This is a genomic window from Streptomyces sp. NBC_01257, from assembly GCF_035917255.1.
GTDB lineage: Bacteria > Actinomycetota > Actinomycetes > Streptomycetales > Streptomycetaceae > Streptomyces.
In genome coordinates this window covers 2,982,027-3,002,363 of record NZ_CP108472.1, presented here as the reverse complement: position 1 = coordinate 3,002,363, position 20,337 = coordinate 2,982,027, and the positions used below count along the sequence as shown (strand labels likewise).

The following is a 20,337-nucleotide window of genomic DNA, read 5'->3' as shown; positions in this document are numbered from 1 at the left end:
CGCGGCCCCCGCGCGACGCCGCACGCCTCAGCGCGCGGTGTCGAACGCCCCCGGGTGGATCTGGTCCCGCGTCGCCACGTACTGCTGGCGCACCGCCTTGCCGACCGGCAGCTCCTCGCCCGGCTCCAGCACCTGCGCCGAGGCGCCCTGCCAGGCCGGGGGAGTGCGCGCGTCGAGCGAGCCCTGCGAGACGCCCAGCGCCCAGGCCGCCTGCCGGGCCGCGCCGATCGCCGCGTACTGGGCGGGCTGCGGCACGACCACCTGGGTGCCCAGCAGCGCGGGCGCGAGACCCTGTACGGCAGGCAGCTCGGCGGCCGCGCCCAGCAGGAACACCCGCCGCACCTCGACCCCCCGCCCGCGCAGCACGTCCAGCGCGTCGGCCAGCGAGCAGAGCATCCCCTCGAAGGCGGCCCGCGCCAGGTGCTCCGGCTTCATCGACTCGCGCCGCAGCCCGCTCAGCGTCCCGGCGGTGTGCGGCAGATGCGGGGTGCGCTCACCCTCCAGATACGGCAGGAGCACCAGCCCCGAGGAACCCGGCGTCGACTTCAGCGCCAGCGCCGACAGCTCCTCCAGCCCGTCCACCCCCAGCATCTCGGCGGTGCCGCGCAGGGCGCGTACCGCGTTCGACGTGTGGACCACCGGCAGATGCATTCCGGTGGCATCGGCGAAGGACGTGATCATCCCGGTCGGATCGGCCAGCGCCTCGTGGTGGACCGCCATCACCGAACCCGAGGCCCCCAGCGACACGACCGCGTCGCCGACCCCGACCCCGAGCCCGAACGCCGCCGCCATCGTCTCGCCGGTACCGGCCGAGATCAGCAGCCCCTCGGGCGTCGTCCCGGCCGCGTCGGACGGGCCGAGCACCTCCGGCAGCGCCGCCTGGTGCCCGAGCGCGAGCTCCACCAGCTCCGGCCGGTACGACTCGCTGCCCGCCGACCAGTAGCCCGTCCCGGAGGCGGCCCCCCGGTCGGTGGTCCGCCGGGCGGGCCGGCCCAGCAGCTGCCACACCAGCCAGTCGTGGGGCTGCAGCACCGCGGCGACCCGCTCCGCCATGTCCGGCTCGGTCCGGGCCAGCCAGCGCAACTTCGACACCGGCTGCGCGGACTGCGGCACCGCGCCGACCGCCTCGGCCCAGGCCTGCCGCCCGCCGAGCCCGTCGATCAGATCGGCCGCGGCGACCTGCGCCCGCCGGTCGTTGCCGAGCAGCGCCGGGCGCACGAGATTGCCCTGGCGGTCCAGCGGCACGAGCCCGTGCTGCTGCGCCGACACACCGATCGCCTGCACCCCTTCGAGGAGCCCGCCGGTGGCGGCCTCACCGAGTGAGAGCAGCCACGCCTGCGGGTCGACCTCGGTGGCCTTCGCGTCCACGGGATGTGCGGCGTATCCCTGGCGCAGTACGGCACCCGAGTCCGCATCGCAGACCACGATGTGCGTGAAGGCGGAAGAACTGTCCAAGCCGGCGACTATGCCCATACAAGGATTCTGCCGCACCGCCGGCGGTTTCCCTTACCGGTGGTGCGGCAGACGTGGGCGAGCAGGACTCAGGTGTTGGTCGTACCCCAGTCGTCCTCGCCGTTGGCCCCGCGCCCGCGCAGCGACCGCACCCGGTCCGCCACCGACGCCGGCACCTTGTCGCCGACCTTCTCGCCCACCGCGTGGGCCGCCTTGCCGGCGAACTGACGGCCGCTCTGGGCCGCCGTCTCGCAGGTGTTCCGCACGGCCGGGTTCTGGGCGAACTGGCGTGCGGACTTCTTCAGCTGCTCGTAACGCTCGCGCCCGGCACGCGTGCCGAGCACGTAACCGAGGGCCACTCCGGCGATGAACGTGAGCCGGTACCGCATGGCTGCCACCCTTCCTTCGCTCCGTGCGACGTGTGCTGCCCGCCTACCCGCGGACGCCCGAGATCACCCCGGGCGATACCGATTGGCAAAGCACCCCCCTGCTTGCGCTAATGTATGTGTCGCAGCGAACGCGCGCCGCCCGGCAGCAGCCAGGCAGGTACGTTCGAGGCAACGCAGCAATCCCCTGTAGCTCAATTGGCAGAGCAGCCGGCTGTTAACCGGCAGGTTACTGGTTCGAGTCCAGTCGGGGGAGCGCGATCCCCTGTAGCTCAATTGGCAGAGCATTCGGCTGTTAACCGGAGGGTTACTGGTTCGAGTCCAGTCGGGGGAGCGGAACGGAAGAGGACCCTCAGGGGTCCTTTTTCGTGTGCCCGGGGCCGGTGCGCGGGCGTCCGCCGCAGCGGTGGCCGGTGGGGCCCGCGTGACACTTTCGCGTCAACTTCGCGTGCCCCGGAACCGAGCAGCGAGCAGCACGGTCTTCATGGTCATCAGTGGCCGGGCAGTCGGAGCGGGAGATCGTATGACCGGCTATGCTGCGGCAGACGGCGCGCACACGTGTACGCGCCACGCCGAAAAGGGGCGGTAGCTCAGCCGGTTAGAGCAGCGGACTCATAATCCGTCGGCCGTGGGTTCGAGTCCCACCCGCCCCACTGCGAGTCGCAGGTGAAGAAACGATCTTCCCTGCGACTTTGGCGTTTCCGGGGTCTGTCGTGCCATCAGGCGAGCCGAGCTCAAGCCTTTGGCTGGGAACCACCTGGGAACGCGGGTCGGCCGACTCGGGCTGATTGCGGCGACGGCGCGGCACGAGTGAGGCAGCCCTCTCGGCGGCGTCGCGCCCAACCCCACCCAGCAGGTGTGAGTACAGGTCCGTGGTGATCGTCACCGTGGAGTGCCCGAGGCGCTTCGACACGATCGCCATGTCGACCCCGGCGGCGAGCATCAGCGAGGCCTGTCCGTGCCGCAGGTCGTGCAGCCGCACCCGTCGCAGTCGCTGGCGCTCCCCGGCGGGCAGGTGCGCGTTGTCCTCGAAGCGGACGGCGTCGATCAGGCCGCCGAACAGCTTGGAGACGTGATCCGGGCGCAGGGCGTCGCCGTCGTCATGGGCGAACACGAGCCCGTGGTCCCGGTACGCCGACTTCCACTTGCGGCGCTCCTCCTCCTGCCGCAGCTTGTGACTCAGGAGCGCGCCGACGGTCAGCTCGTCGAGGTCGATGATCCGATCCTCGCCGCTCGCCGTCTTTGGCCGGGAGAACATCAGACCGATGTGTCCCCCTTCGCAGTACGGACACGCCACGGGCGGCATGTCCCGCTTCTTGAGCCCGGACACCTGCACGATCTGCTGCCGCACGACGATCACCCGCCGGGCGAAGTCGACGTCGTTCCATCGGAGCCCACACGCCTCACCGCGGCGCAGGCCCGTTCCGGCGATCACCTCGAAGAGGGCGCCGAGGCGGTGCGTACCGATGTGGTCGAGGAAGGCGCCGAGCTCGGCCGGCTCCCACGGGACGACCTTGGGGCGCTGAGAGGTCGGCAGCTCGACGTTCTTCGCCATGTCGAAGGTGATGAGCTGCTGCTTCACGGCGGTCGTCAGGGCGCTGCGCAGCGTCGCGTGAATGCGGCGAACGGTCGCCGTCTTCCGCTTCCCGTCGTTGACCTCGGCGAGCAGCTTGTCGACGTGCGAGGGCCGCAGGTCGCGCAGGCGTATGCGGCCGAGGTGCGGAACGAGGTAGTCGTCGATGTGGTGCCGGTACGAGCGGAGCGTCGTCGGGCGCCGGCCCGCCCGCTCCTTGAGCTCCATCCACTTCTTGAGCCACTGCTCGACGGTCTGCCCGTCGTCGTGGGTGTAGCTGCCCTCGCTGATCCGGGCGAGGACTGTGCTCAGCTCGCGCTCGGCCTCGTCGGCCGTGGCGAACCCGCCCTTCTTGAGCTGCTGCCGCTTGCCGTCCTTCTCGATCCCGGTGTCGGCGGCGTAGTACCAGGAACCGTGGGCCTTATTGCAGTTCTTGCGCCGGCCCTTGGCGTCGTACTGGGCGATGCACTGGCACCGCTTGAACACATGGCCTTTCAATCTGCCTCCTTGGGGGATTCTGGGTCGGTCGGACGATCGGCCATGGCGAAGAGCTCCTCGGCCGTGCGGGGTGGGTCGATCTCCTCCTGGAAGTAGGGGGCCAGGTAGTACGGGAGGGCGGGGGGCTCCATACCCAAGGTTCGAATCTCGGTCCTGATCCCCTCTACCTCTTCCGCTGTCCGGTACGTGGTGTCCGTCATCGCGTCGGCTACTTGGAGCAGGGCGCCGCGAAGCTCGGAGTCGAAGTCGTGGTCCAGCTGGGCGGCTCGCTTGATCTTTTCGTCGGCCCGCAGTTGGTGCGATACGAGAGCACGCGCCAACCGCTCGTGCTCGCGGACCAGGTCCGCACCGACGGGCGCGCTGCGGAAGAGTTGCCGTTCTTCCTCGGTTGCGCGCTCGGCCTCGGGGTGGGTGTGTTCCAGTCCCTCGCCGCCGAACCACTGGGTGGCCTGAAATGTGTCGATCTTTCGGCCAGGCAACACTTCAATCCTTGCCTGATAGCCGACAGGGAAGACGAGGGCGGCCGGTGGTACGCGCAGGGCCTGTGCGATGACCAAGAGCTCGGCAACAGAGAGGGTCGGTCGCCGACCGCTCTCGAAGTTGGCCAGCACGGATCGTGCGATGGGCATGCCGAGTTCGGCGCAACGGTCTGCGAGCTGCTGCGCGCTCATTCCGCGTACTTGGCGGAAGCGCCGGACCTCGGCGGCCATCGTGCGGGCCAGTCGAGCAGGCCATTCCTCTTGTGTCATGGAAGCACAGTATTCAAGTTGATTGACACTGTCCAGCATTGAAGTGCATTCTGTGTTCACCTGTCACCAAAATCGAAGAGGTAGTGACTCAGTGACACAGCCCAGCATGACCCGATCGGATCTCCTGTCTCTCCCGCCCACGGTCGACCTTGTAACAGCAGGTCGCGCGCTCGGTCTAGGACGGAGCAAGGTCTACCAACTGGCCCAGCGCGGCGAGATGCCCGTACGGACGCTGCGCCTGGGCAGCGCCTACCGCGTGGTCACGGCCGAACTGCTCGAACTCCTCGGCGTTCAGCCGGAATAGGCGGGCCCCGGCCGGTGCGCTAACACCGAGCCGAGGCCCCGAAGCCCCTCAGCACTGCCCAGCTCTGAACAGTCACGGCGAGCGCGAGGTCTCTCACCACCTTGCGCCGCCAGTAAGGAAGCTTCATGTCCCAGGCTACTGAGCGCGCGCGTCGCTCGTTGCCGTACCTGCCCACCGGACGCCGGTCCTGGGCCGCCCGATGAACGAGACCGACACCACACGGCGGGTCGAGCAGGTGCTCGACCTCGCAGGCCACGGCATGCACGTATTTCCCCTCCGTCCCGACGACAAGCGGCCCGCCGTGAAGGAGTGGCAGCAGCGGGCCACGACCGAGAAGGGCGCGATCGTACGGGCGTGGTCGCACGGGCCGTATGGCGTCGGTATCGCCTGCGGTCCCTCCGGTCTCGTCGTGGTCGATCTCGACACGGCCAAGGGCGATACCCCGCCCGACGAGTGGGCCCTGCCCGGGATCACCGACGGCGCCGACGTACTCGCCGAGCTGCACGCCCGCCACGGGGCTCGGTGGCCGTTCGGCACCACCCCCGCCGTTCGCACGGCATCGGGCGGCCAGCACCTCTACTACCGGTCGCCGGTCGACGGCGAGATCCGCAACAGCGCCGGCCGCCTCGGGTGGAAGATCGACGTACGCGCGGTCGGAGGGTACGTCGTCGCCCCGCCCTCAACGGCGAACGGCGCCCCGTACCGATGGCTGACCGGACTCGACGCCGAGCTCCTCGCCCTGCCCCAGTGGCTCGGCGAGCTCGCCGCCCCGGCGACGCCCGAGCCAGTGCACGCGGTGGTGCTGCCGCTGACCCCGCCGCGCACCAGCCACCCGGGGTACGCCGCCGCCGCGCTGCGCGCTGAGGCTGACGCCGTCCGCACGGCTGCCCCTGGCACCCGGAACGACACCCTGCACCGGGCCGCGTTCAAGCTCGGCACGCTCGCCGGCCGCGGTGACCTCACCCCCGCCGAGATCGTCGACGAGCTGCTCGCCGCAGCAGCAGCCAACGGCCTCGGCCCGACGGAAACGGAGAAGACCATCACCTCGGGCCTGCGCTCGGGAATGCACCGCCCGCGAGGGGCAGCCGTATGACCGCCCCGACCGCGCGTGAGCGCATTCTCGCTGCCGTCCCGGCCCAACCGAGCGAGGCCGCTTTGACCGACCGCACCACATGGCAGCGCGTCGACCTCGGCCCCGTGCTCGACGGCACCCACAGCGCGCCGCAGCCGACCATCGGCCGCCGTGACGACGGCGCCGGTCTCTTCTACCCCGGTCGACTGCACAGCATCTTCGCCGAGCCCGAAGCCATGAAGACGTGGCTCGCGCTCACCGTTGCGACCGCCGAACTCGCCCTCGGCAACGCCGTGATGTACCTCGACTTCGAGGACGAGGAAGGCGGCATCGTCTCGCGCCTGCTCGCCCTCGGGGCCCCGGCCGCAGCCATCGCCGAACGCTTCCACTACTTCCGCCCCGACGGGCCGCTCGGCGACGCCGGCCGCGCTGCCCTGGCCCCCTGCCTCACCAGCCCGACCACCTTCGCAGTCATCGACGGCGTCACCGAAGCAATGGGCCTCTTTGGCCTCAAGCCGAAGGACGACGCCGACGTCGCCGGCTTCTGGCGCATCCTGCCCCGATGGCTTGCCGAGCAAGGCCCGGCCGTGCTGCTGCTCGACCACGTCAACAAGGACCGTGAGAACCGGGGCCGCTGGGCGACCGGCTCGCAGCACAAACTCTCCGGACTCAACGGGTGCGCCTTCGTACTGGAGAACATCACGCCCCTTGCCCCCGGGCAGACCGGAAAATCCCGTGTACGCGTTGCCAAGGACCGCCCCGGACAGGTTCGCAAGAACGCTCTACCGGGCAGCAACGGGGCGCTTCACTGGTTCGCCGACTTCATCGTCGAGTCCCAGCTCGACGGCTCGGCGCTCGTGAGTCTGCCCGCGCCCGCGCAGCACGAGGGACCGTTCAGGCCGACGATGCTCATGAAGCGGGTGTCGGACGCGCTCGCGACGGCACGGGAACCGCTCAGCGTCCGCGGCGTCCTCGAACGCGTCTCCGGCAAACAGGACGCGGTACGCCGTGCGCTCGCGCTGCTCGTCGACGAGGGATTCGTGGGCCAGACGCCCGGCGCCCGTAACGCTCAGCTCCACGAGTTGAAGCGCCCGTTCACCGACTCCACCGACTGACCGTACGACTGTGTCCCACCGTGGCCGACCGCTTCCCCGGCCACGGTGGCCCCGACCGTATGACCGTGTCCCAGTGTCCCTATAGGGGACACGGTCAACCGGGCCACACTCACGGCCCGCACTCACCCTCGGGACACGCTCACTGTCTCCCCGATCACCAGATGCCCGGATGTCGCTTCCTCCGGTCTTCCTGCGGTCGCTGGGGAACGCCCACCCACGCCTCATTACGTCCTCACGTGCGCGAGGAGAGAAGGACCCCGAGATGACCAGTAAGAATCGCCCCGCCGCTGTGGTCGCTCTGGCTCGCGGCAACACGGCCGAGCAGGCCGCCCGCGAGGCCGGCGTCTCCGGCCGCACCATCCGCCGGTGGATGGAGGAACCCGGGTTCGGCCGGCAGGTGATGGCGACCCGAACCGAGCTGCTACAGCTCGCAGTCGGGCAGCTCGCCGCCGCCTCGACCAAGGCCGTGGCCACCCTCGTCGATGCACTCGACAGCGAGAAGGGGCAGGCCCGCGTGCAGGCTGCCCGTGTGTTGCTCGACGCCGTCCTCGCCTTGCGCGAGTCCCTCGACCTCGAACAGCGCCTCGCCGCCCTCGAAGCAGCCGGGGGTGACGCGCGCTGATGGCCCGCAGGAAGAACAAGCTCGCCGACCGCCTCGCCCGCCTCGAAGACGCGTCCCGCGAGAGCATGTGGCAGCTCACCCTCGAAGACGGCACCACCGCCGCTCTGCCCGTGCTCACCGTCATGGACGCGCTCGCCGAGCTGTTCGGCTTCCCCGTCGACGGCGACCAGGAAGATGACGAGCGGTCGCCGGGACCGCCCCGACTGACGTTGACACGCGAGATACGGCTGCTCGCTCGCGTGGCCGAGGGCTCAGAGACGTCGATGCTCGGCCGTACGGTCGTAGCGCTTGCCAAGGAGGCAGTTCGGGAGATCGGCGAATGAACGCCCTCGACCGTTCCCAGCGCGGTCCCAACCCCCTCGCGACCTGCGCCGATGGCGCCCGTAGCGGATACCAAATCCGTCGGTTCGATGGAGCGGATCGGGCACGACCAGGCAATTCGATGCTTCGGCCCGATGGATCGGTGATCGTGCCACCCGCACTGGCGAGTGAGGTCGTCCGCATCCTCTCGGGCCACCTTGACGCACGGGTGCGTACAGATGGGGGCGAGCTCTCCACCGAAGCTCGGCGCCTCCTTGTCGCACTACAAGCTGGCGCTGAGCACGCGACAACGGAGCCCGCACGGCCCGCCGCTACCGGAAGCCCCCCGGCGGACCCTGGCACGGTCGAAGTGACCGTGACCGAGGCGGCGGCGCTTATGGAGTGTTCGCCACGCTGGATTCGGTCCCTGATCGAAGCCGGGCGCCTGCCCGCTCGGCGGGCCGGCGAGCGTCTGTGGCTCGTCGACCGAGCCGCTCTCGACCACTACCGCCAAGGAGGAACCGCCCTATGACCACCGCCGACGTCGACTGCTCCCAGTGGGAGGACACCACGCCTGACGACCGCAAGATCCCTTGGAAGAGGGTCACGGCCCCGGAAGCCCGCTCGGGCCCCGTCAGTACGCACCCCGTCATGGCAGACCGGGGCTTCGTTCACACCGCGCCGTGGTGGGTCGACGGCACTCTCTACACAGACAACGCCCGCTGGTTCGGGCGCGTTCGCGAGCAGGCGCAGCAGAGCGGGCAGCAGATCGTCGTCGAGGAAGCCCCGGACGGCGCGCCAGCCGAGCACCGCGCCCAAGTCGAGGCCATGCGCCGATACGCCGAGCTGCACACCCTGCGCCCGGCCCGCCCCTGCCGCGCGACGAACAGGGGCAGCCCCTGCTCGTCCGCTTCTACTGACCAGCCCCCGCCGCCGAAGGAACCCACTCCATGACCAGCCTCACCGGCCCGAGCATCATCGACGCACAGCTCTCCCTCGCCACCGTCCGCCGTGCCCGCGAAACGGACCTCGCCGGACTGCGTCGGCGCCTCGACGACGGGCTCAGCCAGGCCCGAACCTTCCGTGACCCCGACCTCACCGACGAAGCGAACGCCCGTCGCCGGGCGGAAATGGAACGTGCCGCCCGCGAGCGCGCAGGCACCGAACGGGACAGCATCGAGCGCACGACCAACGCGGCGGCCGAACAGATCCGCGCGTACGCCGAACGCATTTCGGCGCCGACCGCGGGCGACGCAACCGAGCAGCTCCTCGCCGAGACCCGCCGGGGACGCGCGTGGGACCGCACCCGAGCTCTGCTCGACGCCGGCCGCAGCGCTGCCGATGTGATCGGCTCGGCAGACGTCGACACCCTGCGCGCTCTACGTGTCGAACTCCCGTCGTACCTCGCTGCCAGGAGCGCCAAACCCGAGGGCTTGGCCGGCCTCGACTGGACCGAAGCAGACCCGGCCCCGGTGCTGCGCACGATCGACCTGGCCCTCGTCGACCGCTTGCCCAAGGATCAGAGTGCGGCCCTGCGCATCCGCCTCGACCTCGACCAGGCCGAGTCCGGCCTGCGTGAAACCGTCGCGGGCCTGCGGCGCCAGGTCGACGGCTCAGCCAGCGACGGCGACGGGCTGCGCAGCGCCATCGCTGCTCGCCTCGCGGACCAAGCCGCTGGGCTGAACGTGTAGCTGATTGACCATGCCTTGCGGCCCTGTCTGCGGGTGGGGCCGCAGACAGCGCTTGAAGTGAACTCTGCCGCACGTTCGTCTGTGTAACTCGCCCCACAGGACTGTTGATTGGTGTCATTATCGCTGCGTGATCACAGGCATACGGCGTCGCGTGGCGCAACGTCAGAGGCTGAGGGCTGATGCGGCGATACAGAAGCTGCGCACGGATCTCGATGTGCTTGGTCTTGGGCCTGCACCCGGTTCGGTGAGATTGGCACTTCGAGCGCGATATCAAAGAGCACCGGCCAGCTGGGCGGCATTAATAATTGTGGGATTCTTTGGGCTCAGGTTTGTGTCGAAGCTGGTGGCAGGTTACATAGACATCTATGCCCCGGGATGGCTGATAAATGATCTCAAGATGCAGGCTCCTGCATCTGCTCTGAGTAGGGCGGCCTGGCTGCAATTTGTCCGAGACTTTATCGTAGTCGGTAGTTGGCTCCTTCTTGTGCGGCGCGTCATGGTCTCCTTGGGGGTTCGCTTCCGATTGGATGCGCTGATGTTTACTCGCGTCGTCATCTGGGTGGATCTAATAGGGGAATGTGCAGACGTTTATCGCTCCGCGAGCAACCGTGCTTTCCATTTGCGGACTCTGTCTCTCAGGTATGCCGTGATGCGGGTGTACGGGGCGCGCTCGATGAGAGGCACTGTTTCCCCGTTCTCCTGGCGGCGTGCGCCGTTGAGGGGGCATGCCTTCAGCGTTGTGGCCGCGCTGAGAGCCGCCGAGTCTCGCCTGGATGTTGAGCCTAGGGAAGCAGCTAGAGAGTTGGCGCGCCTGCTGCTCAAGATCAGCCAGCGATACGCGAATGGGCAAGTTGGGGCTTTGCTCGATCCTGGTGAGCTGACAGCACCTGCAAAGAGGCGTGAAGCCCTGCGACTCTGCGCTGCAGTCCTGCTTGTCGCTGGGGTTGCTGTTTGTGCTCCCTTGTTGCACATTCCTATCCCAGTCGCGGTGGCGGCGGCGGTTATTGCGATTGCGTTGGTCTATCGCAGTGCGCTGGCTACAGGTCTGGGTGTACTGGCTCTGCTGTTGCCGCTTTTCTTCCCGGGTAAATAGCTATCGCGCCGGAGTCATTCCGCGAAACCCGCACCACGTGTCTACTGCCGAAATCAAGGGGGCTCGATGCGGGGCAGGGTCGGACGCTGCGCGACTCTTCCATACGGCGAACACTGTTTGGGCAAAGGTGGTGATTGCGGGTAAGGCCGCGGTTTGGTAGGCGGGAACCGATTGGGCGAGCCTCTCGGCTTGTTCCGCGCTGTGGCCGGCGTGGATGAACCGGGGGATAGCGAATGCGGTGTCGGCCCACGCTGGACCGGGGCAGGCAAGGGCCCAGTCCAGTACGCGGATTCCGCCCGTAGCGGCGATCATGTTGAGTGGCGACACGTCTGAGTGGACGAGGGTCCGGCCGTCGAGGTCGGCAGAGCGGTCGGCTGGGAAGAGTCCTGCCCAGCGAATGTGTAGCGGTTTCTTACGGACCTGCTCGGGCCATGGTGTCTTGGACATGACTGTGAGCGCGTCGAGAAAGGGGCCGAGGTCAGGTGAACCGGGGCTGAGGTCTGGGTGGGGACCGACGAGGTACTCGTACCCAGTGAGCAGCCAGCCGCCGGCGTCGATCTGCCAGAGCACGCGGGGCGCGAGCGGTGCGACTCGGGTCACGCGCGCTTCGTAGTCGTACATCCACGCTGTGGGCTCGTCGCTGCGGGTGCCCTTGACGAAGACGGGCCCGGTGGCGGTGTGGAGGGTGCAGGCGAGGCGGGCCATGACGCCGGTCTCGGCTGTCTCGGCGTGCTCAACGGCGCCGGTGTAGGTCTCGACGGCGCTACGGGCCTCGGGTGGGAGTTCAAGCCATGCGGTGCGGTCCACCCGCTTACTCCTCGTGCAGAACGGAAGCCGGTCCCCGGCTCGGCCACAGAGTGGCACAAGCCGAGGACCGGCCGCAGGCGGTACGTCAGGCGTACTTGGGGCTGTTGTGGCAGTTGGCGTGGCACTGCGAGCAGTCGGCGAGGTCCAGCTCGGGCCAGAACTCCATGTCGATCACGAACCCGGACGCGCCGATCGCGTCGACCGTCCGGGCGCGCAGGGCCTTGCCGCCGCCGTGTTCCTCCTTATCGAGGAACCCGGGCTGGTGGTGGACGAACTTGCCGATCGTCCCCGCGCAGAAGTCCTGGTACGCCTGCGTGTGCAGCAGGAAGGCGTGCCAGAAGTCATCGACGAGCGGCGACGGGCTGAGCGGGGTGTCGCTGTACGCGCCGGCCGCGAGGAAGGCGATCATCTGCCCGACGCCGCGGTCGGCCTTGTCATCGGTCAGCTCGGGGAACTTGGCCTGCATGTTGGACACGAGCGTCGCGCGCAGCTTGGCGCCGATCAGATTCCGCGCGTCGGTCGCGGGACGCTCCTGGATTACGGTCACGGTCCTTGCCTCCTTGGTCAGTGGTGCATGGGACGTGCTGTGAACTGCCTCGGCCGGCGCGACTGGGGACGGTGCCGACCGAGGCGTGCCCCGCTCGCCCGGGGCCTGTCGGGTCATCCGAGCGGGCGGGGAGATCAGAGCGCCGGGAATCCAGCGTCGGGGATGGCCATGGCCGACAGCGCGTCGCGGTGGCCGAGCTCAGCGGTGGTCATGGTGGCGAGCGCAGCGAATCCCGCGGCGGTGCCGAGCACCTATATCCGGCTCAGGAAGCGGCCCACCGGATCGCCGGATGCGGCCCCGCGCTGCGCAGCATGGCCGCGCGGTCATGCTGCGTTCTCCTGTGCCTGCTCGCGCTGGGAGATGAGTCGCTCGAACTGGATCGCGTACAACTCGACCTGGTCCGGGGTGAGGACGAGCAGGGACTCGGCCGTACCGCCGTCGTCGTAGTGGACCAGGACCGGCAGTGCGCTCTGCTGGGCCCGGTGGTCGTACACGGCGTCGCGCTGCATCGGGGTCACGTACGCGGCCTGCGCCGACGGGGCGCAGGGTAGTTCCGTCAGCTGGCGCCGACCACTCGTCGCCACCGCCCGGCGGACGCAGGTGGTACGTGCTGGCGCCCACTCTGGGCAGCGTCACGATGACGCCGATTCGCCCGTCCTTGGCGGTGTCGCGGGCGAGGTCGCCGAGTCGTGGGTAGAACGGTCCGGCCGTCCCTAACTCGCCACCCTGTGAAGGGAGATGGGGTGTTGGTCGTCCTGTCATGCCCCAGAAGTTAGAGGCGGGCCGGGGGCCCAATATGAATCGGAGGAATACCGCCCTCATCCGTCCAGGTGGAAGCGGTCTGACATGCGGCGCAGCTTCTCGCGGGTGGCGATCCGCTCGGCGTAGACGATGCCGCGGAGGGTCGACCGGGCAATCGGATGGTTCCGCACGAGCTGCGGGGCGATCCGCTCTGCTGTCTCCAGCTCGGCGAGCGCGCGGTCGCGGTTGCCGTCCCACAGCCACGCGCGGGCGAGGTCCATGTGGTGGTGACCCTGACGGGAGTTGGGAAGGGCGGCGACGAGCTCGGGGGCCGTGCGGCGGTTTATGGCGAGAGCCTTTGTCTGCTCGCCGGTCTCCAGGGCGACGCTGATCGCGTGGATCTGCACATTGCCGGGGGAGAAGGTGACTGAGTGCCGGTCGTAGATCGGAGGGTTGTGGTGGCCTGTCATCCGGCGGGCAGCGTCGCGGGCGTGGTTGATCCGCTCGTCGGCCTCGGCTGGTCGGCCGGCGCGGGCCGCGGCGACGGCGGCGCGCAGGTGGAGCGTGCCCCACATCCGTAGGGCGAGCGGCTCGCCGAGCTCGTACTCGCGCTGCACGCCGGCGATGGCCTTGTCGGACAGGGTGAGCGAGTCGTCCCAATCGGCGGTGGCCCACATGTCCCAGACGCGCATCCAGTCGGCGAGGGCGGGCATGACGGGGTCGGCCGAGAGGCGGGCCGCCCATGCGGCGCGCTCGGCCGCCATGGCGACGAGTTCGGGGTGCCCAAGCGCATGCGCGGCGGTGTGGGCGAACTTGCATGCCACGGCGTAGATCGCGAACGCTTCCTCGCGCTCGTGGCCGTTCGCGGCCTCGGCCAGGGCGCGGGCCTCGCGGAGGAGGTCGGGGAGGGTGGCGAGGATCGCCGTGTTGGCCGCCGCATCTCGCAGGCGGTGCAGGCGGGTCATGTCCCGCCACAGCTCACCGGACGCGCGCGGGGCGCCATCGAAGATCGGCGCGAGGTCGTAGCGGCGCAGCTCGCGCAGGATGGATGCGGCTGAGACCTGCCACTGATTCTCGGCGGGACTGCTCGCGTACGGCCGGCCGATCAGGTCATTCGGATGCACGTGCAGCTCAGCGGCGACGAGGTTCAGCAGCCCGACCCGGTCCAGCTCGATCAGGCCGCGTTCCATTTTGGACACCCAACCCTGTGTCTTTCCCAGGGCGGCGGCGAGGTCAGCCTGCGGCATTCCCAGCCGCAGCCGTGCCCGCCGTACGCGACGGCCGATCTCCTCGGCTTCCTCCAACATCAGCACACCCCCAAGGTGGCGGCTGGGCCGCAGACACAAGGCAGGACCACAGCGTTACGGCTCATCCGTTCGGGCTCATCTCTCAGAACCGTACCGATGCATACGGCCCGATGGGGAAGAAGTTGCACGCTCTCCCGTCGACTGTGTGCGTGGACGGCTCGACGCTGGCGCAGCATCCCAGCCCGCCCGTGTGACCTCGTGTGGCGCTGAGGGACTGGCATTGCGGAGCTGGTGGGCGAGCGGACCAGGGCGGAAACCTTCGGGTGCAGTCCGCAACCTCGCAGTACTGTCCTCGGACATGACAGCTGACGAACAGAAGGTCACATCGGCGGGCCTCGTCCTTACTCCCGAGCTTCAGCGTGAGATATCGAAGGCATTGATCGACTGCATTGCCATTGCCGAGCAGGCTTTCCCCTGCCTTGAGTCCAGCGCTGGCGCTGCCACAGATCGTCAGTCGATACGAGCGGGTTCCCAGGGACAGGAGTTGTGGGGCCGCCTAGCTCTTCTTCGACTCGGCACCTGGTGCGGCGGGCAGGCATGGGCCAGCGTTTTGGACTACCTCCGTGCCGCGGCTCACGACGTCCGACGGACCGACCCCGTGCCATCGTGGTCCACGACCGCGCTCATTCGAAGTGCGTTGGAGGCCGAGGCGACGTTCGCCTACCTGTTCAAGAGGGAGCCCGCACTCAAGAGGGCTGCGAGGGCCGCGGCCGTCCTCCTCGGCGATGTCCCTTACGTTGAGAAGGTGGCCAAGCAGGCTGGCGAAGTCCAAGCCGAAGCCGAGCGAGCAATCCGTGGCCTTCGTCGGATCGTCGAGCACGCCGGCATTCAGTCGACCATCGACAAGAACAACAAGGCTGAGCTCCGGATCGGCACGATGAAGGTCTCCGCGGAGCTTGGCTTCGCCAACATGGTCTCCGGCTTCTGGCCAAAGGAGATCGGTTCCCCTTACGACATCCTGTCCGGTGCCTCTCACAGCCGTCCGTGGGTCCTGTCGGCTGGCGGGCAGAACGGCCCCGCGGCGCTCAACTCACTCGTCACCGGTTCCCAGATCCTCCAGACATGGCTGACCCTGGCGGACGCGTACACGGGCACCGACCTGACCAGCGCTGCGCAGCAGATCGGCAACCGGACAGCCATGGCGATAGTTCAGGTGCTGGAAGCCCGTGTTTAAGGGTCCAATCGCAGTGACGCTTCCGCATTCCCAGGCAGAGGCTCCTTGGCGGTGACACTTGTTATTGCTGTCTGGCCTGTCCCGACCTATATCTCGCGCAGGGCACGGCTGACCGCCGCCAGCCGTGACGGCGCCAGTACGAAGTGGTTCGCGGGGTTGCGGAAGCTGTGTGAACCGTCGCAGATCCAGGTGTCATCGACTTGGCGCCAGCTCGCAGGAGTCCACTGGCCCTGATTTTCCAGGAGCGCGCGAGCGAGCCCGGCGGGGTCCTCGACAATCGTGAGTCTTTCCAACGCTGCGGCGAGGCGGGGCGCCGCGGTCTCGGGTACGTCGGCGTCCCCGAGCACGGGGAAGAGGAGCAGCAGCCGGGCGTCGGGGTCACCGACGCCGGATGTGGAGGTCTGGTCGGCCGAGGCTTCCAGCTCTGGCCAGGACAGGCCGGGCCCCATGAAGTGGCCGTCGTCGGTGGCGAGGGTGACGGCTTCCGCCCAGTCAGGGTGGGAGAGCAGGTAGTCGACGCCGTGGTCACCCTCCATGTTGCGATAGACGACGTGGAGCGCGTACCCGGAGTGCAGGTGCACGGTGAACGCCGGCCACTCGTCGGGGGACGAGAGGGTCCTGTACAGCTCCTGAGCGTCGTCCCAGTCGGGGCCGAAGGCGACAGCCTGTGCTTCCTCGCCCCAAAGGCTTGAACCGAAGTGGCATGGCCAGAAGAGAGGGAGGTCGAGGAACCTCGAACCGTCCACCAGCGGGCTGCCTTCGTAACCTGCGATCTCCAGCATTGGCAGATGATCGCATAGCGGGGCGTCGCGGCCTCAGGGTGGCCGAGCGGCGCCGCCGAAGTCCGGGGCGGCGCCGCATCATGGCTGCTCAGCGCAGGTGCATCTTGAGAACGGGTTGGGAACCCGATGGGAACGGACGCACCGGAATGAGGCGGCAGTGGGCGTCACCGCGAGGCTGTGGACGTGGGCCGTGACCAGCCAGAACAGCAGAGTTGATCATCCGGCGGCATCCTCCGGATCGTCCTTGATCGAACTCATAATCCGTCGGCCGTGGGTTCGAGTCCCACCCGCCCCACTGCGAGTCGCAGGTGAAGAAACGATCTTCCCTGCGACTTTGGCGTTTCCGGGGCCGGTCGCGCCCCGCTGCGGTCCGATCCCGGACCCGGGAGACCGGCCGGCTTTCCGCCCGGCCCCGGTCGCTACCATCTTCCGTGACCGAAACGACCGAACCCGATGTATCCCGCACCCGAATATTCGCCGACCTTACCCCGCTGCGGACCTCCCCCCACTACCGGCGGCTCTGGTTCGGGAACACGGTCTCCTGGGTCGGCCAGGGCATGACGTCGCTCGCCGTGTCGCTCCAGGTGTACGACCTCACCGGCTCCGCGTTCTCCGTCGGGCTCATCGGATTCTGCTCGCTCGTGCCGCTCATCGTCTTCGGGCTGTACGGCGGGGCCATCGCCGACACCGTCGACCGGCGCAAGCTGGGGCTCGCCAGCGCCCTCGGGTCGTTCGCCCTCTCGGTGGGGCTGGTGGCGATCACCGTGGCCGGGGTGGAGCGGGTCGGGCTGCTGTACGGGGTGGTCGCCCTCCAGGCCGTCTGCTTCGCGCTCAACTCACCCGCCCGCAGCTCGATGATCGCCCGGCTGCTGCCCGCCGAGCAGCTGCCCGCGGCGAACGCGCTGAGCTCGATGACCAGCACCACGGGCATGCTCGTCGGGCCGATGCTCGGCGGGCTCATCGTCGGATGGTGGGGGTATCGCGCCGCGTACGGCGTCGACGCGGTCACCTTCACGGCCTCGCTGTACGCGATGTGGCGGCTGCCCTCGATGCTGCCGGAGCGGGGCGAGGGGAAGAGCGGGGACGGGAAACGGGCCTCCGTCGCGGACGGGCTGCGGTTCCTCGGGACCCGGCCCAATCTGCGGATGACCTTCTTCACCGACATGTGCGCCATGGTGCTCGCCCAGCCGCGCGCACTGTTCCCCGTCGTCGCCGGGCTCTGGTACGGGGGTGACGCGAAGACCACCGGACTGCTGGTCGCCGCCCCGGCGCTGGGGGCCCTGCTGGGCGGGGTGTTCTCCGGCTGGCTGGGGCGGATCCGGCGGCAGGGCCTCACGGTGCTGTTCGCCGTCGCCGGCTGGGGCACCGCCGTCGCCGTCTTCGGGCTGACCCGGCAGCTCTGGCTCGGGCTGGTCTTCCTGGCGCTCGCGGGCGCCGCCGACACGACGTCCATGGTCTTCCGCAACACGATGCTCCAGGCCGCCGTCCCCGACGCGATGCGGGGCCGGCTGCAAGGGGTGTTCATCGTGGTGGTCGCGGGCGGACCGCGGCTCGGTGACTTCCTCGCCGGGTCCGTCGCCGACCTGGCCTCGCCTGGGCTCGCCGTGACCGGCGGCGGGATCGCGTGTGTGGTCGCGGTGGCGCTGCTGGCGCTGCGGTGGCCCGGGTTCGCGCGCTACGACGCCCGCGCACCCGAGGCCTGAACCGCGGGCGGGCCCGGGCGGCCGGTCAGGAGACGTCCTTGAGCGTGGGCATCTCGCCACCGGTCGTCGTGCCGTCGATCAGCGAGAACGGCGCGCCCTGCGGGTCGGTCAGCGCGGCGAACCTGCCGAACGGGATGGTCAGCGGCCCGAACCGGAGCTGCGCCCCGAGAGCCTGCGCCTTCTCCACCGCCGCGTCGCAGTCCGCGACCGTGAAGTACACGTTCAGATGCGACGGCACCTCCGGCGGGAAGTCCTCCGTCATCCGCATCCGGCCGAGCACCGGGTCCGCGCCCAGGTCGTAGAGCGTGAAGTCGATCGCGTCGTCCTCAACCCGCTTCACCCCGTACCCGAAGACGGAGGGGAAGAAGGCGTCCGCCTTCTCCGGCTCCCTGGTGTAGATCTCGGCCCAGCTGTAGGCGCCGGGCACCTCCCGCGCCTCGAAGCCCTCGTGGCTGCCCGCCTGCCACACCCCGAAGGCTGCCCCGCCGGGGTCGCTCGCCAGCACCATCGTGCCGAACTCACCGACCCGCATCGGCTCCACCAGGACCGTGCCGCCGTTCTCGCGGACCTTGGCGGCGGTGGCCGCCGCGTCCGGCGAGGCGAGAAACAGACACCAGGCGGGGGGTGCGTCCTGGCCGGGCATGGGCGGGGACAGGGCGGCGACCGCCTTGCCGTCCACGTACGCCTGCGTGTAGTTGCCGTACTCGGGCAGCGACTCGCCGTACGTCCAGCCCAGCAGCTCGCCGTAGAAGCGCTTCGCGCCTTCCAGGTCGCCGAACGTCGCGTCGGCCCAGCACGGTGTGCCCTGTGGTTCTGCGGCCATGACCGTTCATCTCCTCACGCGGGAACGGGCCCCTCTGCCACGCTAGCCATCCCTCGCCCCACCTGCGCGCCGAACCGGAACCGGCGCGCCGGAACATCGAGCGGGCGTCAGTCATGGAGGGACCGCTTCATGATCTTGCCCAGGTCGTTGCGCGGCAGTGCGTCCAGGTAGCGGACCGTGCGCGGGCGCTTGTGCGGGGAGAGCTGGGCCGCGACGTGGCCGGCCAGTTCGGCGGCCGAGGGCGGGGCGGCGGGGTCGGCCGGCACCACCCAGGCGACGACGCGCTCGCCCAGGTCCGGGTCGGGCTCGCCGGTGACGGCGGCCTCCCGGACGCCCGGGTGGTCCAGGAGCGCGTTCTCGATCTCACCGGCGCCGATCTTGTAGCCGCCGCTCTTGATCAGGTCGGTGGCCTTGCGGCCGACGATCCGTACGTAGCCGTCGGGGTCGAGGGTGGCCATGTCGCCCGTACGGAACCAGCCGTCGGCGGTGAGTGCCGCGGCGGTGGCGTCGGGGCGGTTCAGATAGCCGGTGAACAGGTTCGGGCCGCGCACCTGGATCTCGCCGATGGACGCGGGATCGGCGAGCGGGCCGCCGTCCTCCTCGACCAGGCGGAGTTCGACGCCCAGGAGCGGGGCGCCGACCGTGCCGGGGCGCGGTTCGCCGTCGGCCCGTACGCCCGTGTTCATCAGGGTCTCCGTCATGCCGTACCGCTCGATGACCCGGCGGCCGGTCGCGGCCGCGATCCGTTCGTGGTCGTGGACCGGGAGCGCGGCCGAGCCGGAGACGAGCAGCCGGGCCCCCGCGAGCGCCTTGGCGAGGCCCTCGGACCCCGACGGTTCCGCAAGCGCTTCCGCCAGCCGGTGGTACATCGTCGGGACACCGAACAGCATCGTGCCGCCGGAGCCCAGCTCCCGGGCCACGCCCTCGGCGGAGAACCGGCCGAGATGGCGCACCGAACCGCCCCGCCGGAGCGGGCCGAGGACGCCGAGGATCAGGCCGTGCACATGGAACAGCGGCAGGGCGTGGACGAGTACGTCGTCGCCCGTCCACTGCCAGGCGTCCTCCAGCGCGTCCAGGGAGGACGCGATCGCCCGCCGCGGCAGGACGGCTCCCTTGGGCGGGCCGGTGGTGCCGGAGGTGTATACGACCAGGGCGGGGGATTCGGGGGAGGGTTCGGGGAAGGAGCGGGCGTCCGTGGTGGCCGGGGCCGTCACGGACACGTCCAGCCGCCGCAGCCCGGCCAGCGCCGGCGGCAGTACGTCACCGGCCGCGGCCAGCACGGCCGAGGGCGCGCTGTCGGCGACGATGTGCGCCAGTTCCCGTTCGCCCGTCTTCGGGTTGAGCGGCACGGCTGGCACCCCCGCGCGCAGCGCGGCGACCACCGCGACCACGGTCTCCGCGGCCGGGGTCGCCCAGACCGCGACCCGCCCGGCGTCGCCGATGCGGGCCGCGAGCGCAGCCGCAGCTGCTCCCAACTGTGCGTAGGTCAGTGTCAGTTCGCCGAAACGTACGGCTTCGCGGGAGGCCGTCGGAGCGGCCGATTCCTGGAGTGCGGGCAAGAGTGGCATCACGTCGCGCAGCCTAATTCGGTGAAGCGC

The 20,337-nt window shown here is 69.5% G+C and carries 21 protein-coding genes, 3 tRNA genes and 1 pseudogene; 14 read left to right on the top strand and 11 right to left on the bottom strand.

The window, feature by feature from the left end; translation table 11 throughout:
* Positions 1–27: 27 nt before the first annotated feature.
* Both OG408_RS12770 and OG408_RS12765 read right to left on the bottom strand, forming a co-directional pair.
* A complete protein-coding gene (locus tag OG408_RS12770; RefSeq protein ID WP_266778505.1) occupies positions 28–1,473 on the bottom strand; it encodes an FGGY family carbohydrate kinase in 1,446 nt (481 codons plus the stop codon).
* Between the two features lie 68 nt (positions 1,474–1,541).
* Positions 1,542–1,841, bottom strand: a complete 300-nt coding sequence (locus OG408_RS12765) for a YtxH domain-containing protein (protein ID WP_266786133.1) — start codon at positions 1,839–1,841, stop codon at positions 1,542–1,544.
* 180 nt (positions 1,842–2,021) lie between these two features.
* Here OG408_RS12765 and OG408_RS12760 point away from each other — a divergent pair.
* The 3 genes from OG408_RS12760 (at position 2,022) to OG408_RS12750 (ending at position 2,491) form a co-directional block, all read left to right on the top strand.
* Positions 2,022–2,094, top strand: a tRNA-Asn gene (locus tag OG408_RS12760).
* Positions 2,095–2,099: 5 nt separating this feature from the next.
* Positions 2,100–2,172 (top strand) — tRNA-Asn (locus OG408_RS12755).
* Positions 2,173–2,417: 245 nt separating this feature from the next.
* Positions 2,418–2,491, top strand: a tRNA-Ile gene (locus tag OG408_RS12750).
* A gap of 260 nt (positions 2,492–2,751) precedes the next feature.
* Here the strand turns inward: OG408_RS12750 and OG408_RS40155 are convergent.
* Positions 2,752–3,897 (bottom strand): annotated as a pseudogene (locus OG408_RS40155) (tyrosine-type recombinase/integrase); the annotation flags it as partial.
* 8 nt (positions 3,898–3,905) lie between these two features.
* The gene (locus tag OG408_RS12740; protein ID WP_266778501.1) at positions 3,906–4,658 is read right to left on the bottom strand and encodes a helix-turn-helix domain-containing protein; all 753 of its coding nucleotides are present in this window, start codon (positions 4,656–4,658) and stop codon (positions 3,906–3,908) included.
* Positions 4,659–4,764: 106 nt separating this feature from the next.
* Here OG408_RS12740 and OG408_RS12735 point away from each other — a divergent pair, with 106 nt between their 5' ends.
* The 9 genes from OG408_RS12735 (at position 4,765) to OG408_RS12700 (ending at position 10,855) form a co-directional block, all read left to right on the top strand.
* Positions 4,765–4,962 carry a hypothetical protein gene (locus OG408_RS12735; protein WP_266778499.1) on the top strand — a complete coding sequence of 66 codons (198 nt, stop codon included), beginning with the start codon at positions 4,765–4,767 and terminating at the stop codon, positions 4,960–4,962.
* A 199-nt stretch (positions 4,963–5,161) separates the two neighbouring features.
* A complete protein-coding gene (locus tag OG408_RS12730) occupies positions 5,162–6,055 on the top strand; it encodes a bifunctional DNA primase/polymerase (protein ID WP_326669907.1) in 894 nt (297 codons plus the stop codon).
* Complete coding sequence (locus tag OG408_RS12725) at positions 6,052–7,149, top strand: AAA family ATPase (protein WP_266778495.1); 1,098 nt, start codon at positions 6,052–6,054, stop codon at positions 7,147–7,149. Before OG408_RS12730 ends, OG408_RS12725 begins: the two co-directional genes overlap by 4 nt.
* A 262-nt stretch (positions 7,150–7,411) precedes the next feature.
* Positions 7,412–7,771 carry a hypothetical protein gene (locus OG408_RS12720; RefSeq protein WP_266778493.1) on the top strand — a complete coding sequence of 120 codons (360 nt, stop codon included), beginning with the start codon at positions 7,412–7,414 and terminating at the stop codon, positions 7,769–7,771.
* The gene (locus tag OG408_RS12715) at positions 7,771–8,094 is read left to right on the top strand and encodes a hypothetical protein (protein ID WP_266778491.1); all 324 of its coding nucleotides are present in this window, start codon (positions 7,771–7,773) and stop codon (positions 8,092–8,094) included. Before OG408_RS12720 ends, OG408_RS12715 begins: the two co-directional genes overlap by 1 nt.
* On the top strand, positions 8,091–8,603 hold the full coding sequence (locus OG408_RS40150; protein WP_353963216.1) for a helix-turn-helix domain-containing protein: 513 nt from the start codon (positions 8,091–8,093) through the stop codon (positions 8,601–8,603). Before OG408_RS12715 ends, OG408_RS40150 begins: the two co-directional genes overlap by 4 nt.
* Entirely contained in the window at positions 8,600–9,025 is a 426-nt protein-coding gene (locus OG408_RS12710; protein WP_266778489.1) for a hypothetical protein, read from the top strand. The genes OG408_RS40150 and OG408_RS12710 overlap by 4 nt, the downstream gene beginning before the upstream one ends.
* Positions 9,022–9,762: a hypothetical protein gene (locus OG408_RS12705; protein WP_266778487.1), complete on the top strand. Its 741-nt coding sequence runs from the start codon at positions 9,022–9,024 to the stop codon at positions 9,760–9,762. Before OG408_RS12710 ends, OG408_RS12705 begins: the two co-directional genes overlap by 4 nt.
* Before the next feature lie 127 nt (positions 9,763–9,889).
* Positions 9,890–10,855, top strand: coding sequence for a hypothetical protein (locus OG408_RS12700; RefSeq protein ID WP_266778485.1), 966 nt, complete (start codon positions 9,890–9,892; stop codon positions 10,853–10,855).
* On the opposite strand, the gene OG408_RS12695 is transcribed toward OG408_RS12700, so the two are convergent.
* The 4 genes from OG408_RS12695 to OG408_RS12680 all read right to left on the bottom strand — a co-directional run bounded on the left by OG408_RS12695 (position 10,856) and on the right by OG408_RS12680 (position 14,257).
* Positions 10,856–11,662 (bottom strand): phosphotransferase, encoded by an 807-nt coding sequence (locus OG408_RS12695; RefSeq protein ID WP_266778483.1) that lies wholly within the window; start codon positions 11,660–11,662, stop codon positions 10,856–10,858.
* An 85-nt stretch (positions 11,663–11,747) separates the two neighbouring features.
* Positions 11,748–12,209 carry a glycine-rich domain-containing protein gene (locus OG408_RS12690; RefSeq protein WP_266778481.1) on the bottom strand — a complete coding sequence of 154 codons (462 nt, stop codon included), beginning with the start codon at positions 12,207–12,209 and terminating at the stop codon, positions 11,748–11,750.
* 323 nt (positions 12,210–12,532) lie between these two features.
* Positions 12,533–12,718: a hypothetical protein gene (locus OG408_RS12685; RefSeq protein ID WP_326674524.1), complete on the bottom strand. Its 186-nt coding sequence runs from the start codon at positions 12,716–12,718 to the stop codon at positions 12,533–12,535.
* A gap of 309 nt (positions 12,719–13,027) precedes the next feature.
* Positions 13,028–14,257, bottom strand: coding sequence for a helix-turn-helix domain-containing protein (locus OG408_RS12680; protein WP_266778477.1), 1,230 nt, complete (start codon positions 14,255–14,257; stop codon positions 13,028–13,030).
* Between the two features lie 298 nt (positions 14,258–14,555).
* Between OG408_RS12680 and OG408_RS12675 the strand changes: the two genes are divergently transcribed.
* Positions 14,556–15,431: a hypothetical protein gene (locus OG408_RS12675; RefSeq protein WP_266778475.1), complete on the top strand. Its 876-nt coding sequence runs from the start codon at positions 14,556–14,558 to the stop codon at positions 15,429–15,431.
* An 86-nt stretch (positions 15,432–15,517) separates the two neighbouring features.
* On the opposite strand, the gene OG408_RS12670 is transcribed toward OG408_RS12675, so the two are convergent.
* Positions 15,518–16,213, bottom strand: a complete 696-nt coding sequence (locus OG408_RS12670) for a hypothetical protein (protein ID WP_266778473.1) — start codon at positions 16,211–16,213, stop codon at positions 15,518–15,520.
* Between the two features lie 431 nt (positions 16,214–16,644).
* On the opposite strand from OG408_RS12670, the gene OG408_RS12665 reads away from it, so the two are divergent.
* Positions 16,645–17,916, top strand: coding sequence for an MFS transporter (locus tag OG408_RS12665; RefSeq protein WP_266778471.1), 1,272 nt, complete (start codon positions 16,645–16,647; stop codon positions 17,914–17,916).
* 25 nt (positions 17,917–17,941) lie between these two features.
* Here OG408_RS12665 and OG408_RS12660 read toward each other — a convergent pair whose 3' ends face one another.
* Together OG408_RS12660 and OG408_RS12655 are read right to left on the bottom strand one after the other, a co-directional pair.
* Entirely contained in the window at positions 17,942–18,739 is a 798-nt protein-coding gene (locus OG408_RS12660; protein ID WP_326669899.1) for a VOC family protein, read from the bottom strand.
* A 107-nt stretch (positions 18,740–18,846) separates the two neighbouring features.
* Entirely contained in the window at positions 18,847–20,307 is a 1,461-nt protein-coding gene (locus tag OG408_RS12655; RefSeq protein ID WP_266786131.1) for an acyl-CoA synthetase, read from the bottom strand.
* Positions 20,308–20,337: the final 30 nt, after the last annotated feature.

Coding starts and splice junctions, on each gene's coding strand:
- OG408_RS12770 (WP_266778505.1), bottom strand. CDS start 1,473: ATGGGCATAGTCGCCGGCTTGGACAGTTCTTCCGCCTTCACGCACATC.
- OG408_RS12765 (WP_266786133.1), bottom strand. CDS start 1,841: ATGCGGTACCGGCTCACGTTCATCGCCGGAGTGGCCCTCGGTTACGTG.
- OG408_RS12740 (WP_266778501.1), bottom strand. CDS start 4,658: ATGACACAAGAGGAATGGCCTGCTCGACTGGCCCGCACGATGGCCGCC.
- OG408_RS12735 (WP_266778499.1), top strand. CDS start 4,765: ATGACCCGATCGGATCTCCTGTCTCTCCCGCCCACGGTCGACCTTGTA.
- OG408_RS12730 (WP_326669907.1), top strand. CDS start 5,162: ATGAACGAGACCGACACCACACGGCGGGTCGAGCAGGTGCTCGACCTC.
- OG408_RS12725 (WP_266778495.1), top strand. CDS start 6,052: ATGACCGCCCCGACCGCGCGTGAGCGCATTCTCGCTGCCGTCCCGGCC.
- OG408_RS12720 (WP_266778493.1), top strand. CDS start 7,412: ATGACCAGTAAGAATCGCCCCGCCGCTGTGGTCGCTCTGGCTCGCGGC.
- OG408_RS12715 (WP_266778491.1), top strand. CDS start 7,771: ATGGCCCGCAGGAAGAACAAGCTCGCCGACCGCCTCGCCCGCCTCGAA.
- OG408_RS40150 (WP_353963216.1), top strand. CDS start 8,091: ATGAACGCCCTCGACCGTTCCCAGCGCGGTCCCAACCCCCTCGCGACC.
- OG408_RS12710 (WP_266778489.1), top strand. CDS start 8,600: ATGACCACCGCCGACGTCGACTGCTCCCAGTGGGAGGACACCACGCCT.
- OG408_RS12705 (WP_266778487.1), top strand. CDS start 9,022: ATGACCAGCCTCACCGGCCCGAGCATCATCGACGCACAGCTCTCCCTC.
- OG408_RS12685 (WP_326674524.1), bottom strand. CDS start 12,718: ATGCAGCGCGACGCCGTGTACGACCACCGGGCCCAGCAGAGCGCACTG.
- OG408_RS12680 (WP_266778477.1), bottom strand. CDS start 14,257: ATGTTGGAGGAAGCCGAGGAGATCGGCCGTCGCGTACGGCGGGCACGG.
- OG408_RS12675 (WP_266778475.1), top strand. CDS start 14,556: ATGACAGCTGACGAACAGAAGGTCACATCGGCGGGCCTCGTCCTTACT.
- OG408_RS12670 (WP_266778473.1), bottom strand. CDS start 16,213: ATGCTGGAGATCGCAGGTTACGAAGGCAGCCCGCTGGTGGACGGTTCG.
- OG408_RS12660 (WP_326669899.1), bottom strand. CDS start 18,739: ATGGCCGCAGAACCACAGGGCACACCGTGCTGGGCCGACGCGACGTTC.
- OG408_RS12655 (WP_266786131.1), bottom strand. CDS start 20,307: ATGCCACTCTTGCCCGCACTCCAGGAATCGGCCGCTCCGACGGCCTCC.